General features: G+C 45.3%; 15 protein-coding genes. 9 read left to right on the top strand and 6 right to left on the bottom strand.

Annotated elements, in window-relative coordinates; translation table 11 throughout:
- Positions 1-37: 37 nt before the first annotated feature.
- On the bottom strand, positions 38-298 hold the full coding sequence (locus tag DV872_RS19615; protein ID WP_147283217.1) for a hypothetical protein: 261 nt from the start codon (positions 296-298) through the stop codon (positions 38-40).
- A gap of 62 nt (positions 299-360) precedes the next feature.
- Here DV872_RS19615 and DV872_RS19610 point away from each other — a divergent pair, with 62 nt between their 5' ends.
- Both DV872_RS19610 and DV872_RS19605 read left to right on the top strand, forming a co-directional pair.
- Positions 361-981, top strand: a complete 621-nt coding sequence (locus DV872_RS19610) for a hypothetical protein (RefSeq protein WP_114631659.1) — start codon at positions 361-363, stop codon at positions 979-981.
- A 3-nt stretch (positions 982-984) separates the two neighbouring features.
- A complete protein-coding gene (locus DV872_RS19605; RefSeq protein ID WP_114631658.1) occupies positions 985-1,860 on the top strand; it encodes an MYG1 family protein in 876 nt (291 codons plus the stop codon).
- Between the two features lie 125 nt (positions 1,861-1,985).
- On the opposite strand, the gene DV872_RS19600 is transcribed toward DV872_RS19605, so the two are convergent.
- The gene (locus tag DV872_RS19600; protein WP_114631657.1) at positions 1,986-4,163 is read right to left on the bottom strand and encodes an EAL domain-containing protein; all 2,178 of its coding nucleotides are present in this window, start codon (positions 4,161-4,163) and stop codon (positions 1,986-1,988) included.
- Positions 4,164-4,239: 76 nt separating this feature from the next.
- The gene (locus DV872_RS19595; protein WP_114631656.1) at positions 4,240-6,597 is read right to left on the bottom strand and encodes an alpha-galactosidase; all 2,358 of its coding nucleotides are present in this window, start codon (positions 6,595-6,597) and stop codon (positions 4,240-4,242) included.
- 142 nt (positions 6,598-6,739) lie between these two features.
- On the opposite strand from DV872_RS19595, the gene DV872_RS19590 reads away from it, so the two are divergent.
- Positions 6,740-7,993: a valine--pyruvate transaminase gene (locus tag DV872_RS19590; RefSeq protein ID WP_114631663.1), complete on the top strand. Its 1,254-nt coding sequence runs from the start codon at positions 6,740-6,742 to the stop codon at positions 7,991-7,993.
- Positions 7,990-9,174 (top strand): sodium:proton antiporter, encoded by a 1,185-nt coding sequence (locus tag DV872_RS19585; RefSeq protein ID WP_114631655.1) that lies wholly within the window; start codon positions 7,990-7,992, stop codon positions 9,172-9,174. The genes DV872_RS19590 and DV872_RS19585 overlap by 4 nt, the downstream gene beginning before the upstream one ends.
- On the opposite strand, the gene DV872_RS19580 is transcribed toward DV872_RS19585, so the two are convergent.
- Positions 9,158-9,805, bottom strand: coding sequence for a C39 family peptidase (locus DV872_RS19580; RefSeq protein WP_114631654.1), 648 nt, complete (start codon positions 9,803-9,805; stop codon positions 9,158-9,160). The two genes, DV872_RS19585 and DV872_RS19580, sit on opposite strands and share 17 nt — an antisense overlap.
- Positions 9,805-10,389: a septal ring lytic transglycosylase RlpA family protein gene (locus DV872_RS26655; RefSeq protein ID WP_158547069.1), complete on the bottom strand. Its 585-nt coding sequence runs from the start codon at positions 10,387-10,389 to the stop codon at positions 9,805-9,807. The genes DV872_RS19580 and DV872_RS26655 overlap by 1 nt, the downstream gene beginning before the upstream one ends.
- A gap of 146 nt (positions 10,390-10,535) precedes the next feature.
- Here DV872_RS26655 and DV872_RS19570 point away from each other — a divergent pair, with 146 nt between their 5' ends.
- The 4 genes from DV872_RS19570 to DV872_RS19555 all read left to right on the top strand — a co-directional run bounded on the left by DV872_RS19570 (position 10,536) and on the right by DV872_RS19555 (position 15,254).
- Positions 10,536-11,081, top strand: coding sequence for a hypothetical protein (locus tag DV872_RS19570; protein WP_114631653.1), 546 nt, complete (start codon positions 10,536-10,538; stop codon positions 11,079-11,081).
- Between the two features lie 114 nt (positions 11,082-11,195).
- Entirely contained in the window at positions 11,196-12,785 is a 1,590-nt protein-coding gene (lysS, locus tag DV872_RS19565; protein WP_114631652.1) for a lysine--tRNA ligase, read from the top strand.
- 53 nt (positions 12,786-12,838) lie between these two features.
- On the top strand, positions 12,839-13,993 hold the full coding sequence (locus DV872_RS19560) for an iron-containing alcohol dehydrogenase (RefSeq protein ID WP_114631651.1): 1,155 nt from the start codon (positions 12,839-12,841) through the stop codon (positions 13,991-13,993).
- The gene (locus DV872_RS19555) at positions 13,971-15,254 is read left to right on the top strand and encodes a sensor histidine kinase (RefSeq protein ID WP_114631650.1); all 1,284 of its coding nucleotides are present in this window, start codon (positions 13,971-13,973) and stop codon (positions 15,252-15,254) included. Before DV872_RS19560 ends, DV872_RS19555 begins: the two co-directional genes overlap by 23 nt.
- Before the next feature lie 40 nt (positions 15,255-15,294).
- On the opposite strand, the gene era is transcribed toward DV872_RS19555, so the two are convergent.
- Complete coding sequence (gene era / locus DV872_RS19550; RefSeq protein WP_114631649.1) at positions 15,295-16,167, bottom strand: GTPase Era; 873 nt, start codon at positions 16,165-16,167, stop codon at positions 15,295-15,297.
- Positions 16,168-16,277: 110 nt separating this feature from the next.
- Between era and DV872_RS19545 the strand changes: the two genes are divergently transcribed.
- Entirely contained in the window at positions 16,278-16,886 is a 609-nt protein-coding gene (locus DV872_RS19545; RefSeq protein WP_114631648.1) for an ATP-dependent Clp protease proteolytic subunit, read from the top strand.
- Positions 16,887-16,904: the final 18 nt, after the last annotated feature.

Here is a 16,904-nt window from a genome sequence, read left to right as displayed (position 1 = left end):
TAAAACTTGGTGACACAGGGGCAAACTAAGGTGCTGTTTATAGATTTAACATAAGAATATTCAGGAAAGGATTGTGGACCAAAAAAAGAGCTGCTGCAATTTTACTTTTGCAACAGCCCCTTTTTTTATGCCCTTCTTCTGAAGCAGGCGGGTTATGAATACCGGCCTGAACCAGGGTCCCTGGTACTGTCCCCCCTCCCTTTTCTTTAAGAGTCATTCTTGAAATAAGGTCATCTACTCTGTTTTCAAAGGGTGATTTTTGGTTTTTATAATCAGGATTACTCATATGCTTTGTCATATATTTATTGTATGAATATAGTATGGCATGATTCTAATGACATAGCATAGAAAGGAAATAATATGAATTTAGATAAACTTAAAACTGCCGAGCAGAATTTTCTGCTACGCTATCCAGGAGGATTTCAGGACCCTGAGATGGTGGCCATCGGTAAAAAACATAAAATGGATAAAATGATTGCATTTGCGGAGGCTTCTTTTGCAGAGGATCAGTTTTCCAATGGAGATGAGCTGTCAGAGAAATTCATCAAAATGGTGACTGCATCCTCCATGGTCTCTGTCTTTGAAAAACCGAGAACCAGAGACTTTGTACGCTCTCTTAACAGCAATGACAGGGATCATCTGACAAACAGCCTTTACGAGATGCTCTATCTTGATGAAGAGAAGGGTTTTAACGGGCTCCTTGATGTTTTATCCATGGGAAAACTGGCAAAGTGGACCCTTATGACTGTCGTTCCGGCCTATCTCCGTCCTCAGAAGGACGTCTTTGTCAAACCGACTACTGCCAAGGGAATCCTGAAAACACTTGAAGTCGATGATATTGTTTATAGACCCAGACCCTATTATGAGTTCTATAAAGTTTACCGGGATTTTATCAATGAGATTAAAACTCATGTAGATCCCTCACTCGCTCCCAGCAATGCTGCTTTTTCCGGATTTTTAATGATGACTCAGGAAGGATAGAATATGACAGATAAATTCAGAATTTTTACACATAAAGGTAAGGCTCATCTTGATGAACTTGTGGCTTCCGCTCTCCTGGCCCTTGTAAGGGAGAGACAGCCTGATGAAATAATCAGGCAGGAGAACCGGGATACTGAAAAACTTATTGCAGAGAATGCTCTGGAAAAGGATGACTGGGTTCTGGACTGCGGAATGGTATACGACCCCGCACGGCAGATGTTTGATCATCATCAGGATGGAACTCTTCCTTCAACAGCTCTTATGATCTTTGATGAATATTTTCCCGAGCTGAAGAATTCAAGGCTTCATGATTCTCTGATTCTTCTCTCCAGGGTGGATACCGGGGGCATTCAGGCTCTTAATGATTACGGGAATCTGGATGAGAGCGGTTCTTACTGTTCTTTCTCTCAAAAACTTCTTTTGAAGGGCTTTGAACTTGATCCCCTTGATGCGGTTCGCATGGTTTCGGAGGCTCTCCGGGATAATATCGCATTTGAGCATATGAGAAATAAGGCTCTAGTCTGGCTGGAAAACGAGGAACACACAGAGGTTCTGGATTTCGGTGCTGTAAAGGTTCTGAGCTATAGGGTGTGCCCTCCGGTGGAACTGGCATCGGCTCTCCGTTCTGCAGATAAGGAGATGGTGGATGAACTGAGTATAGCTGCGGTCTTTAGTTTTGATGAGAAAAACACTGCAGGAAGGGCTTTGTTCCGTACAGGACACGGGCTGGATTTTCTTGATTTTACACAATGCCGACCGTCAAATACCATATTCTGTCATCCCGGAGGATTCCTTCTGAAGTTTGAACCCTCTACAGAAGAGGAATGGAAAACTCTTTTGAAAGATTCTATTGTCAGCCAATCAGAAGAGGAAAAATAAACTGCATCAGGAGTATTCCATTTATGTAATGATGATTTCAGAATAAGCCCTGCCATTAATCCGATTGGGATCAGGGCTATGGATATGAGGAACCTGGTCATTAGGGGCTCTCCGGGAAAATAAAATCAGCTATTCAGGAATTTTAGAAGTTCCTTGTAAGTCAGGGGTTTGCTGAAAAGGTAGCCCTGCATGTACTGACAACTGTTCAGAGGAGGATAATCCCGTTGCTCTTCAGTTTCAATGCCCTCGGCGACTATTCCCAGGTCAAGGCTTGTGGCAAGGTTGATTATTGAATTGATTACCTTCCTGTTATTATCTGCAGGAATCTCCTTGATAAAGGAGCGGTCAATTTTAATTACATCTACGGGAAGACGGCTGAGGTAGTGAAGGCTGGAATAACCTTTTCCAAAGTCATCTATAACAATTTTCAAACCCGGATGATCTTCTTTCAGTTTTTCAAGAACGGTGATGGAGTGATCGGGAGATTCCATGATAAAGGATTCTGTCAGCTCAAGCCTGAGATTTTTCAGTTTGATTCCTGATCTTTTAATGGCTCTGTCCACTATTTCAGGAAAGTCCGGAGCCATAAGTTGTCTGGTACTCACATTTGCAGAGACATAAAGATCCCTGTTCATGATTCTGTTCAATTCTTTTATATCCAGAAGTGCATGTTCCAGAACCCAGCGCCCTATGGGAATTATCAATCCTGATTCTTCGGCTGAGGGGATAAACTCATCTGGAGATATCAGTCCCTGGTCGGGGTGGTTCCAGCGGATCAGCGCTTCAACGCCGGATATATTTCCGCTTTTATCAACGATGGGCTGATATAGAAGAAACATCTCCTGGTTGACCAGCGCTGTTTTCAGACCCTGATCAATCAGCCACTTATTCTGAGCCGAAAGGGTGAGCTCTTCTGAAAAAATAGTGAAACGGTTTTTGCCTGATTCTTTGGATTTATACATTGCCAGGTCGGCCTGTCTGGTGACGGTTTCCTCATCATTACCATGGTTGGGAAGAAGGGCCACTCCGATACTTACACCTATATTAACCTTATGGCTCTGTCTATTCTTCTCGAAATTGTATGAGCGCTGAATAACCTGCAGAATCTTTCTACAGATGAGTTCAACATCCGACTGTTTATTCAGCTTGGTTATCAGAATGACAAACTCATCTCCACCGAAACGGTATATCATATCCGATTCTCTGAGTAATCCTCTCAGACGTTTTGCAGTTGAGATCAGAAGCATGTCTCCTGCCTGATGTCCAAGTGTGTCATTCACCTGCTTGAATCCATCCAGATCAAGGAAAAGGAGTGCTCCGCAGAGCTGCTGATGAGATTTATAGACACGGAAGAATTCTTCTATATCCGTATGAAACAGATCTCTGTTTCCAAGTTCTGTCAATTTGTCATGGTATGCCAGATAGCGGAGTTTACGTTCGACATTTTTTCTCTGGCTGATATCACGGATAATACAGATAATAGTCCGCTGCTCCAGTTCTCGGGAATTCCCGAAGGATATCTCCAGGGGAGAGACTCCTCTGTTTTTACTCCGTCCCAGAACTTCAAGTTCTTTCTTTACTGTCTGGTCTTCCTGAGAATCCATATAGAAGTATTTTTTAAATTCACTTGAATATCTGCTGAATACTTCTGCAGGGAAGAGCATTGCAAAAGGAGAGCCGATAAGTTCATCCCGGCTGTAGCCGAATACCCTTTTGCAGGACGTGTTTGCATAGAGAATCTGGAAGGATTCATCTACCATGATTACTGCTTCGGTGATAGTTTCGGTCAGGGCTTCGTAGTTCCCCTGTGCTTCTTTCAGTTTGTTGAATAATTCATTTTTGCTGTGGTCTGGTATCCACATATTGAGAAAAAAGGAGACTTTATCATCTTCTGTATAGGGAAAAATAATACATTCATAGCTGTTCAGTACTCCATCACTGTCGGGGAATCGAAGTAAAAAAAGCTCTTCTGTTTTTGAACAGCATATTTCGTTCTCTCCGTCTTCCGGGCTGCAGGGGACTCTGGCTTTTATAAAAAAATGGTAGTCTACGGGTATGAGGGAAAAGATATTCTTTCCAGATAATTCTGTTTTCTCATAACCAAGAATGGCCGAAGCTATACTGTTTAGTTTTATTATAGTACCGTCACGGCCGATATGGAGTACCGAGTCCACCGCATTGGTCAGGATAAACTCGGCAGACATTCCTATTGTCTCTATGACTTCTTTATAACTTTCTTTTTCCTGAATGGACAGGGGAGAATCGTTTTCTTTGTTTGATGGCAGTGATTCACTATTCATCATGTTTCTTCATTATTCAGTACTTTAGTAAATGGAACAATCACTAATGGCAAGATAAACTGTTTTTCACTGATATTTATCACTTTATCTCTATATGGTAGATTCTTGATCCGAAATCTCCAACAAAAGTGATCCCTTCTTTCATCCCTGATCCATAAAATCCAGGTCGTGGAAGATACCCTTTGGCAGAAAGAAAGTCTCCACCCGCAGTGATTGTGTCTTCTTCAAGCTTATACAGATAATTATCCGCCAGCTTGCTGAGTACCAACCCACCTTCCTTCAGATCCAGGGGGAGAGCCTCTTTTACCAGCTCACCGAAGCGTCTGATATTTTCATATTGAACCCTGTTGCTCACAGTATATTCTGAGTCCGGAAGCAGTGACGGGAAGCGCAGGCGCCGGGGGTAGGCATTGGGACGGGCCAGTATCTGGTACCATCCGGCCATGGCCTCTCTCCTGTCCTTTGAAAGAACCATCCAAAGATACTCATTTTCATCAGTACCTCCCTTGATTCTGTAGAAATCACCGAACTGGAAGAGAGTTCTATGTTTTTTGTAAAAATTAATTTGTTTTTTTATGACCTTTTTATCGAAGTTTGTCCCTTTTGTCAGATCCAGTTCATAACCCAGAACTCCGAAGGCAGCCGTGTTAAAACGTGACTCCAGAGATGTCTCTCTAAGAACCTGGTGGCTGGGGACGCCTGAGACATGGGCGGCAATTGTTGAAGGTGGTGCATAAAAGGATGTACCGTACTGGATGGGCAGCCGCTCAATGGCATCTGTATTATCACTTGTCCAGGTCTGGGGCATATAACAGAGCATTCCCAGATCATAGCGGTTGCCTCCGCTGGCACAGGATTCAAAGAGGATTTCAGGGAATGCAGCATTTAGAGCCTGAAGAATTTCATAGAGTCCCAGAACATAGCGATGTGCAAATTCCTCCTGCTGGTCTGCGGGCAGACAGTTGCTGAAACAGTCACTGAAGTTACGGTTCATATCCCATTTTATATAGCTGATATCTGCACTTGAGAATACATCGCTTAATGTTTTAACAAGATATTCTCTGACCTCTTTATTTGTCAGATCCAGAAGAAACTGGTTACGTCCGGGAGAAGGGTTCTGCCTGGAGGAGCGGACCATCCAATCGGGGTGGGCACGGTAGAGCTTACTGTTCACAGAAATCATCTCGGGCTCCACCCAGAGACCAAAATTCATTCCGATCTTTTTTATCTTTTCCTGTAATCCCTTCAGGCCGTTTGGAAGTTTTTTCCTGTCTACAAACCAGTCTCCCAGGCTTGTGGTATCGTCGTTTCGTTTTCCGAACCATCCATCGTCAAGAACAAAGAGCTCAATTCCTGTGGAGGCTGCTTCTTTAGCCAGGGCCAGGAGTTTCTTTTCGTTGAAGTCAAAATACGTTGCCTCCCAGTTGTTTATCAGTACGGGACGTTCTTTATACTGCCAGTGGCCCCGCACGATATGGTTCTGTACGAAACGGTGGAAATTACGGCTCAGATGACTGAGTCCATTTTCTGAGAAGGAGAGAACTGCTTCGGGTGTCTGGAAATCATCACTGTTATTCAGTATCCAGTGAAAACCTTCATCCTGGATTCCAAGCTGAATACGGATCTGATTCTGGGGACTCTGCTCAACAAGGCAGCTGTGGCTCCCGCTGTAGACCAGCGAAAACCCGTAACATTCTCCGGAAGATTCATTTGTATCCTCTGTGGCCAGGGCGAAGAAGGGGTTATGGTCAGAGCTGCTGACACCTCTGCGGCTTCCCAGTTCTGTCAGTCCGGGGCCGAGAGTACGGCGGTGTTCATGTCTCTCTCTGATCCATGCACCGTTGAGGCTGATCAGGTCCATATCCTGCAGATCCATATCAAGAGAACAGCTCATAATCCTGTCCAGCTCAATTGTTTCACCGCTTCGGTTTTCAATGAGGCAGTTTCGTGTAATAACATCGGATTCAGGAAAGGAGCTGTAGCTCAGATTCAGATAGACTTCTCTACTCAGATCCTTAAGTCGGATTATCAGTGTCTGAGATGCTTTATCACCGGCTTTCAATGCCGATGGAAGACCCTTCAGGGGAACCTTTTCCTCATTCAGGCTGTGACTGTGGTAGATAAAGTCATATACTCCGTCTCCGCTGCTGCGATCCTTCAGAATAAGGGACGGCCTGCGGTAGTCTCCCTTCCCGGGAGTTGCTTCTTCCCTTCCAATGAAATCGAGAGAATAGGCCGGATCATCATCACTGTATGAGGTTGAAGAAGCGTAGGGCAGAGGCAGTGTCCTGAACAGATTTTCCATCTTTTCTCTCTGTATGACTCTCTTTCCAAAGTAGTAATGACTGAGATGACCTTTGGCAGAAACTCCCAGAACATAGGAGCTTTTTTCTGTCTGAATATGGAATACTTTATTATCCTTGGACACTGAAATCATAGTTGCCGCTCCCTGGAATATTTCTTTCACTCAGAATAAGTCAGTGTGAATTGAATTGCAATGGTTTTTTTAAAATAATGATAGCGCGTCTATCATGGATAGACATATGGATCTTTTTCCCCATATCCCTATAATAACAGCTATGAAAATCAGTGCATTTGGTGAAAAGTTCACAGCTAAGAGCGGAATTCTTGAATTGATGGATGACCTGGGTAAAGCCGTAGCCGGGGATGAGAAAGTCTGTATGCTGGGCGGTGGAAATCCTGCGCAGATTGATGAGGTCCAGGAGGTATGGAGAAAGAGACTTTTCGCACTCCTGGGTGATGGGAGTCTTGAGAAGGCTCTGGTTTCCTATGATACTCCTCAGGGGAGGCACTCTTTTCTTGAGGCTGTATCCGGATTGCTGAAAGAGAACTTCGGCTGGGATATCGGCCCTGCGAATATCGCCATAACCAATGGCAGCCAGCCAGCCTTTTTTATCCTGTTCAACCTTTTTGCCGGCATGAATGCTGAGGGTGTAAAGAAGAAGATACTCTTTCCCCTCTGCCCCGAATATATAGGGTATGCGGATCAGGGAGTCGAAGAGGATATCTTTACCACCTGTCCGGCATCAATTGAAGAGATTGATGAATTTACGTTTAAATACCATGTGGACTTTTCCAAGCTGGAACTCTCCGATGATATCGGAGCGGTCTGTGTTTCACGCCCGACTAATCCTACTGGAAATGTGATCAGTGATGATGAGGTAAAGCAGCTTTCCGAGCTGGCTGAATCGGCAGATGTGCCTCTGATTATTGACAATGCCTACGGGGCACCCTTTCCCAGGATTATCTTCGAAGATGTGAATCCTTTCTGGAATAAAAATACAATACTCAGCATGAGCCTGTCCAAGATCGGACTTCCCTCGGTGAGAACCGGAATCATCGTGGCAAATCCTGAGGTCATAGAGGCTGTCTCATCCTGTAATGCTATTATTAATCTTGCCAATGTGAATATCGGTCAGGTTCTTACGGAGTCAATGTTCAGGAGTTCTGAAATCCTTGAAATAAGCCGTGATAAGGTTATGCCCTTCTACAGAAATAAATCTATTCAGGCCCAGGAATGGATCAGGAAGTATATGCCCCCTCAGGTGGATTACAGGGTTCATAAGAGTGAAGGCGCTATCTTTTTATGGATATGGTTTAAGAATCTTTCCATTACTTCCCGTGAGCTTTATGAACGGCTTAAGAAAAGAAAGGTCATCATTGTTCCCGGAGAATATTTTTTCTTTGGTCTTGAAAAAGACTGGGAACACAGCAGACAGTGCATACGCCTCAACTACTCTCAGGATGAAGCCTCTGTTGAAGAGGGTATCCGTCTTATTGCCGAGGAAGCAGCAAAGGCAGTGAACTCGTGAGTCTGAATCTCCTGATTGTTCTGACTCTGATCGGAGGCTGGATTTTTTCCAGACTCTTTACAAAAATAGGACTACCCAATGTCCTGGGTATGATTATCTGGGGGATGTTCATTGGTTTCTTTGCAAAAGGCAATACCCCGGAATCTTTAAATGAACTCAGTCCCTTTCTTAAATCTATGGCTCTTATCGTCATTCTTCTCAGAGCCGGCCTGGGGATCAGCCCCAAGACTCTGGCCAGGGTAGGCAAGACGGCTCTGTTGATGTCTTTTCTCCCCTGCATCTTTGAAGGGGCGGCCCTGATGGTACTACTCCATCATTTTATGGGTTTCTCATGGGTTGTTGCAGGTACCTGCAGTTTTATATTGGCTGCAGTGTCTCCGGCAGTTGTGGTACCATCCATGCTGAATTTTCAGGAGAGCGGACTGGGGCAGGATAAAGAGGTTCCAACTATTGTTCTGGCCGGGGCGTCCCTGGATGATGTTTTTGCAATTACACTGTTCTCCATCTTTCTTGGTTTATCAACCGGACAGGATGTACAGATAAGCAGAGCTCTTCTGAATATTCCGATCTCAATTCTCGGTGGTATTCTGCCGGGAATCGTTGTGGGGTTCGGTCTGGCCTGGTATTTCAGAAAATACCATGAAAGAGTCAGAGCCACAGAGAAAATTCTACTCCTTCTGGGCCTGGCGATTCTGTTAGTGGATATCGGTAATAATATTCATACAGCCGCTCTTCTGGGAGTTATGACAAGTGGTTTTATCCTTCTTGAGAGAGTGGAGCATGTGGCTCATGAACTGGCCGCCAAACTAAAGAAAATCTGGATTTTTGCTGAAATAATTCTCTTTGTTCTTATCGGCCTTTCTGTGGATCTGCAGGTGGCCTGGAATGCAGGGCTAACGGGTTTGTTGATTATCAGCGGCGGGCTCGTATTCCGTTCTCTGGGTGTATGGCTTGCTACTCTGGGCAGTGGTCTGAACCGGAAGGAGAGGCTTTTCTGTGTGATAGCCTATATTCCCAAGGCAACAGTGCAGGCTGCCATGGGCTCTGTTCCCCTTGCCGCCGGTGTGCCCGAAGGTGAGCTGATTCTGGCGTTGGCAGTTCTTGCCATTCTGTTTACTGCCCCTCTGGGACTGCTGGGTATAAGAAACCTTGGACCGAAACTTCTCAGTCCGCCGGCGTAAATATTCTGATACCGAATATATTCCGGGCGGCTCCGCTGCCGTGACTGTCAGAGATTTTGTATCCTTCACTGAGGTAACGGATATCCTCATCAAGGGGATCCCGAATAAGAAAATCATCACCCTCATAGGCTGTCAGAACAACAAAGTGGGGTATTGCCCCCGGTCTTAACACTTCGGCAATTACAGGAATCCCACCATCCAGGTATCCTCTGATCAGATAAAGATCCGCCGGGAGGGCAGTGAAGTCGTAGCGTCTGAATAATCCTATTTCGCTGTGACCAGAAGCCACTATGTCCCAGATCATGCGGACTCTTCCAAGGTACTCTCCACTTTCGTCATCCCAACCCTTATCATAGCCGCTGTTATTAAGAAGCCATTTGTTGAGTTTTCGGGGATCGGTTTTTACACCGTAATATTTAAGTACCATCGCAGTCGATGTAAGCGCACATCCGTGGCGGGCAATATCTAAGGTCTTGCTGTCACCCAGGGCTTCATCACCCCATTCCTCAAGCTGACCGAACCATGGCAGGTCAATTTCTTTGGATTCTGTTCCCTGAGCATGCAGGCCGCTGAGGCCTGTCAGGGAGATCAGTAGAAGAGTGATAATAATATTTTTCTTGAAAACAGGCATCAGTTCTGCTTTATCAGTATGTTTGTTATGCCCATGGTTTTCAGTCTGTCTGCATAGATCATGGTTTCATCTTCAGGGATATCAGCCAGATATATTCTGGTAACACCCTTATTATTTAATGTGGCTTTTGGTGAAAAACCGTTTGCTTCCAGTTTCCTTTTCATGGCAGTGGCATTTTCAAGGTTTCCGTAGGCTCCCACCTGAATGGAGAACCGGATTTCCAGGAAATCCATACTGTCCACCTGCAGGATGATGGGTGCTGTGCCGGTTTTTATCATCTCCAGCTGAACCGCTGCAGCATAGGAGAGATCAATTGTCCGGCCGTCTACAAAGGGGCCTCTGTCATTGATTCTAACCTGAACAGATTTACCGTTTGTCTTATTGGTAACCGTAACCATTGTGTTGAAAGGGAGCTGTTTATGAGCGGCTGTAAGCTCATGTGTGTTGAAAGTTTCACCGTTTGCAGTGAGTCTTCCATGAAATTTTCCACCATACCAGGAGGCTATACCTTCTTCTTCATAGGCGTACAGTCCAAAGACAGGTAGAATTATTACTAAGAGACTGAGAATGATCATTTTCTTCATGATCAAACTATCGGCACTCTTTCAGAACTGCTTCAGTATTTCCATGTACTTCATTCAGACTCTTCCTACAGGCCGTTCATATTTCGTTTATATTCACACTTTATATTTCAAATTATCAAATAGTAAATGATAACTGGAGGTTATTCATGAAAAAGACAATATCAATAGCAGCATTGGTTCTAATGAGTTCAGCGGCTTTGTTCGCAAACGGCAGTCAGGAAGATCAGGACAGCGAGTTTTACGGAAGAGGTTTCAGAGACGGTGGAAGATTTGAACAGTGTCGGAATTTCCAGGGGGATCAGAATGGTCCGGGCTTTGGCCGGTTTCCAATGGATGAGTGTTATGATGAAGATGGAAATCTTATAAAGCTTGAGGAAATCAGCGCCGAAGGTACCCTTGTTCTTGAAGAAGGTACCATGCCTTATCTGAATACAGCGGATGGAAAAGTATTCCTTATGGTTCCCCCCTTTGTATTGGGTGATCTTGAACTGGAAGGCGGAGAAGCGGTTAACGTTTCAGGATATGACATGCCCACGAACAGGTGGGGTAACGAAACTGAATCAACCTTTATGAGAGTTCTTTCTGCCGAAATAGATGGAGAAACGCTGGATCTGGATTTTAACAGAATGGGCAGAGCATCCCGTGGCGGTAGGGGCGGTAGGTCCTCAAGAGGCGGCAGAGGAAACAGTTAAGAGAGGCTGCAGCTGAATAAATGATCCAAAAATAGTTAAAAGAGGATGTCCTTTGAGCTTTTGAAGGGCATCCTCTGTTGTCATTGGAGGCAAGCATCTATATAATTTCTTGCCATGAGTAATAATAGCAAAGTAAGATCGACACATTGGGCGGATATTACCGCCGATAAAATTATCCGGGAAAGAGGACCCAGGGAACACTTCACCTGTGCCTCGGGAATTACCCCTTCCGGAACTGTTCATATAGGGAACTTCAGAGAGATTATCTCTGTGGAGCTTGTTGTCCGGGCTCTCCGTGACAAGGGCGAGAAAGTTCGCTTCATTTATTCCTGGGATGACTATGATGTTTTCAGAAAGGTTCCCAAGAACATGCCCCAGCAGGAGATGCTGGAAACTTATTTAAGAAAACCCATCGTTGTGGTTCCCGATGTACTGGGAGACGCGGAAAGTTACGCAGCTGCCAATGAAAAGATTCTCGAAAATCTTCTTCCTGCAGTGGGTGTTTTTCCTGAATATATATATCAGGCCAAACGCTACCGCAACTCCGAATACGCAGAAGGTATCAAAAAAGCTCTTGTTCATCAGGATGATATTCGCCGTCAGCTTAATGAGAGCCGGACAAGTGATCTTCCCGCCGACTGGATGCCAGTTTCTGTATTCTGTACATCCTGTGACAGGGATACCACAAAGGTTACAGGCTGGGACGGAGATTACGGTGTGAGCTTTGAATGTGAATGCGGTCATAGTGAAACAGTTGATCTACGTAAGACATCCGCAGTTAAACTCCCCTGGAGAATCGACTGGCCCATGAGATGGAAGCAGGAAGAGGTAGACTTTGAGCCTGCCGGCAAGGACCATCACTCCGAGGGCGGTTCCTTTGATACAGCTAAAAAGACAGCCAAGGAAGTTTATGATCATGAACCTCCTGTAACCTTTCAGTATGACTTTATCCGCATCAAGGGACGGGGTGGGAAAATCTCCTCCTCCTCAGGTGAAGTTATCTCGCTGGAGGATGTTCTGGAAGTGTACCAGCCGGAAGTTCTCCGCTATATGTTTGCCGGAACCAGACCAAATACCGAATTCGCCATCAGCTTTGATCTCGATGTACTGAAGATCTATGAAGATTATGATAAGTGTGAGCGGACATATTTTAATAAGCCCGACAGTCCCAAGGCTCTGAAAAAATGGGAAAAACAGGCTCGTATCTATGAATTGTCTCAGGTTGGTGATGTCCCGAAAGAGATGCCGTTCCAGATGCAGATCCGTCACCTGTGCAACCTGCTTCAGGTTCACTCCGGAGATATTGATGCTGTAGTTGCCACTATGGATGATCTGGCTCCCGAGCAGAATGAGCGTTTCAGACAGCGCTGTGCCTGTGCCTGGGTATGGGTTAAAGAATTTGCACCCGAAGATTTCCGATATGCTCTGAGGACCGTAGAAGACGGTCCTGTTGAACTGGAAACAAAGAATCAGGAAGCAGTCAGACGGCTTGCTGTGATTGTTGAAAAGAACATTGAAATAATGGCAGAGAAGGAATTCAGTATCCTGGTCTATGACATGATGAAGGAACTGGAGCTTGAGTCAGCCGATTTTTTTACAGCGGTCTACCAGGCGCTTATCTCCAAGGAGAAGGGGCCCCGTCTGATCAGTTTCCTTTACACCCTTGGAAAAGACAAGGTCGTTTCTCTTCTTAAATTATATTAATCTTTGCTCTTCTCCCCTCTGTCCTATAGAATTGGAAAGAGGGGGATTTCTTTATGGATGTGTTGAGAAAATTTTTGTGTCCCGAGTTTGTTTTTGGACCGGGTGCAGTTTCTTTGGCAGGGCGCTATGCTGAGCATATGGGCGCCTCGAGAGTCCTCCTTGTTTCTGACCCCGGAATCAATAAGGCAGGATGGACAGCCGTCGTACAGGCCTCTCTGGAAGAACGAAATATATCCTACGAAATCTTTGATTCAGTACTCCCTAATCCACGGGATACACAGGTTATGGAAGGCGCCTCTTTTTATACAGAACGGAATTGTGATGTAATTCTTGCTGTGGGGGGAGGTTCTGTTCTGGATGCCGCCAAGGGGATAGGTATTGTGGCCGCAAACGGCGGTCATATTCTGGACTATGAAGGGGTAGATGCCATTCCTGATCCTATTCCACCACTTATCTGCATACCCACAACCTGCGGGAGTTCCGCCGATGTCAGTCAGTTCGCCATAATCAGCGACTCCAGGGGCCGCAGGAAAATTGCCATCATCTCAAAATCGCTTGTTCCTGACATCTCTCTAATCGATCCGGATACACTGGAAACTATGAGCCGTGAATTGATGGCCGCCGTATGTCTGGATACATTGACTCATTCCATAGAAGCCTACGTCTCTCAGGCACATTCGTTTATTACAGACCGGCATGCCCTTGGGGCAATTTCACTTATTGGAGAACACTTTATTCCCGCTTTAATGCATAGGGATGACCGGGATCTGCAGTCCTATATGATGCAGGCTTCCCTTGAGGCTGGTCTCGCTTTCTCCAATGCAAGCCTGGGGCTTGTTCATGCCATGGCCCATGTTCTTGGAGGTCTGAAAGATTTCCCCCACGGTATCTGTAACGGTTTTCTGCTGCAGAATGTCTGCTCATATAATTATGATGCCTGTCCGGAACGTTATGATAAAATAACGGAGACCCTCAGGGGAGGGGAGAATAAAAGTAGTCTCAGCGGCCGGGAGGCTCTGTTGGATGCCATCGGAATCCTGGTGGAAGCAAGCGGGATAAAGCAGGAACTGGGACGGTTCAGGCTGTCTTCGCCCGAATGCCGGACTTTAGCTGAAATGTCTCTGAAAGATGTCTGCATCGTTACCAATCCCCGTGAGCCCGGTTTGAAGGAGATAGCATCATTATATGAAGAAACCTTCAGGCAGTGATGCGGACTGGGATGCTCTGAGACAGCAGATAATCGGTCTGGGAGAGGGCAGTCACAGCAAGAATTATTACCCCGCTCTCAAGCAGTCAAGGGATGCTCTGATCCGCTTTCGGGGAGTCGTTGAGGAAATTCCGGATATGATTCTGATTGTAGATGATCAGGGAAATATTCTTGACCTGAACAGAGCCGCGGAAAAAGTATTTTCAAAAAGTAGAAAAGAGCTTATGAACCTCTCTGTGGACCTTCTTTTAGAGGGGCGGTATGATATTTTGAAATCGGGAACTTCCGAAGTGGACAGGCTGTTTGCTGATGAAGAGGACGGTGTGAAGATCTATCGTGAACTTGAAGTGAGACCGGTTCGGGTGGAGCACAAATCTCTCTGGGTGGTTATTGGACGAAATGTTACGTACCGGATTAAGGCGGAGCAGGAACTGCGGCTGGTAAACGAAAATCTGGAAGAACTGGTGCAGGAAAGAACGGCATCCATCGAAGAGCAGATGGTACTGCTCAAGGATACCCAGAACCAGCTGATCCTTTCGGCAAAAATGGCTGTTCTGGGAACTCTTGTCGCTGGTGTTGCTCATGAGATTAATAACCCTCTGGGCATAGGTATTACCGCCTCCAGTGCCCTGGTTTCAAAGATAAGAGAGCTAAAGAATTCTCAGGAAGGCGGAAATCTGACGGAAGAAGATTTTATAGATTTTCTGGATTATCTGAGTCAGTCGGCCTCTCTGATACAGACCAATCTTGAACGGGCAGGTGAACTGGTTAAGTCATTCAAGCAGGTGGCTGTGGATCAAAGCAGTGAGCAGTCCAGGAAGATTTTTATTCTCCTCTACCTTGAGGAAGTTGTTCAGAGTTTATATCCCCAATGGAAAAAGCATAGGGTTCATATAATGGGTGATGAGAATATTCAGATAAAAACAGTGCCGGGAGACTGGTCACAGATTCTGACAAATCTTATTATCAATTCTGTTGTTCATGGATTCAGAGAAATAAAAACAGGGGGAGAGGTCGAAATCAGGGTTTCCAGAGAAAGGGATGATCTTGTTGTCCATTACAAAGACAACGGATGCGGACTTTCAGATGAGCAGATAGAGAAGATCTTTGACCCCTTTTATACTACTGCCAGGGAGAGTGGCGGTACTGGACTGGGGATGCATATAGTTTATAATATCGTCACCCTCAGGATGGGTGGAGATATCAGAACAAATCGAATGGATAAACCGGGATCCTCATTTTCTATAAGAATCCCGCTTTAGGACCAGCCGCCGCATCTTATCCTGTTGTAGAATCTGCAGATTATTTCAGCATTCCCTTCAAAAGGTAATCTTTTCGTCTCCAGCGGGGATTAACCTTAACCCTCAGATCCAGGCGGACTTTGTAGTCGAATATTTTTTTGAATTCCTTGAGTGAGGCAATACGTATCCACTTGATACGCTTTCCCTCTTTACCAACAACAATTCCAACCTGAGATTCAGATTCTACTGTCAGAAAGGCACGGACCCAGAGTTCATTGCCCTTCATCTCGGTGTCGGCTATTTCAACATACAATGCATGTGGAATCTCCTGACTAGTCTGGCTTATGGCCTTTTCTCTGATGATTTCTGCAATCCTGAACTCGGGCTGCTGGTCTGTATAGAAGTCCTCGGGATACATAAGTTCTCCCTCGGGTGCAAGCTCTAAGAGCCGCTCACGAAGTGCATCCACACCTGTTCCCTTGAGAGCAGAAGTTTCCATCAGGGCATCGGGATGAACATTTACCGACATAAGTCCTTTGATTTCGCTGTGGTATTCCGCTTTAAGATCAGCCTTGTTCAGAACCAGAAGAACGGGTTTGTCTTTTTGTTTACTAAGAAGCTGAATAATTTCCTGCTCCTCGATTCCGGGAGGGCGGGTTGCATCTACAACATAGAGAACCATATCCGATTCATCCAGAGAAGAGAGAACAACATCCTTCAGATATTTATTGAATTTCCTCTCTGAGTTGTGGTAGCCCGGTGTATCAATAAATACCAGCTGACCCTCTTCTTCAGTGACAATACCGCGGATTTTATTCCTGGTTGTCTGGGGGACTTCGGCGGTAATGGACACCTTTTCCCGGCACAGAGCATTGAGAAGAGTGGATTTTCCTGCCGAAGGACGGCCTATTATGGCAACAAATGCTGATTTCATGTCTCTTTCCTTTCAGGATAAATTGCCTTTTCCTGACATTTTGAATATATTTTGATTAAGACCGTCTCAGATGATACGGCTCGATGCACAGCTACTAAGGAGACTATACAATGATCAGACGTCTGGAGGAAGAGGGAAAACAGCAGAAATCCGAAGGTGAACAGGATGCCCTCTCTCAGAAAATGCTTAAAACCAGAACTATTCTTCTCTCGGGAGAGATCAACAAAGAACTGGCCGAAAAAGTGATCAAACAGCTCCTCCTGCTGGAAGCTGACGGGGATGATCCCATTAAGGTCTTTATTGATTCTCCCGGGGGAGATGCGGATGCAGGTTACGCCATCTACGATATGATCCGTTTTATAAAGCCCGATGTTTATACAGTCGGTATGGGACTTGTTGCCAGTGCCGGTGCACTTGTGCTTCTGGCAGCTCCTCTTGATAAGAGAATTGGTCTGCCCAACTCTCACTACCTGATTCATCAGCCCTTAAGTGGTATTCGCGGTGTGGCCACAGAAATTGAGATCCATGCTGTTGAGCTTGAAAAACTGAGAGTGAAAATTAACAAGCTTATTGCCGAAGAAACAGGTGTTGATGAGGAGAAGGTCAGTGAAGATACTGATCGTGACTACTGGATGAACGCCGACGAAGCACTTAATTACAAACTTGTCAGCAAGGTCATTACCACCAGGAAAGAACTGGAGAAGATTGAGAAAAAATAATTCTTTCTTTAGATAGTT

Origin of the sequence: Oceanispirochaeta sp. M1, assembly GCF_003346715.1 — a bacterium.
Lineage (GTDB): Bacteria > Spirochaetota > Spirochaetia > DSM-2461 > DSM-2461 > Oceanispirochaeta.
The sequence above is the reverse complement of the archived record's forward strand: the minus strand, read 5'-3'. Positions and strand labels throughout refer to the sequence as shown.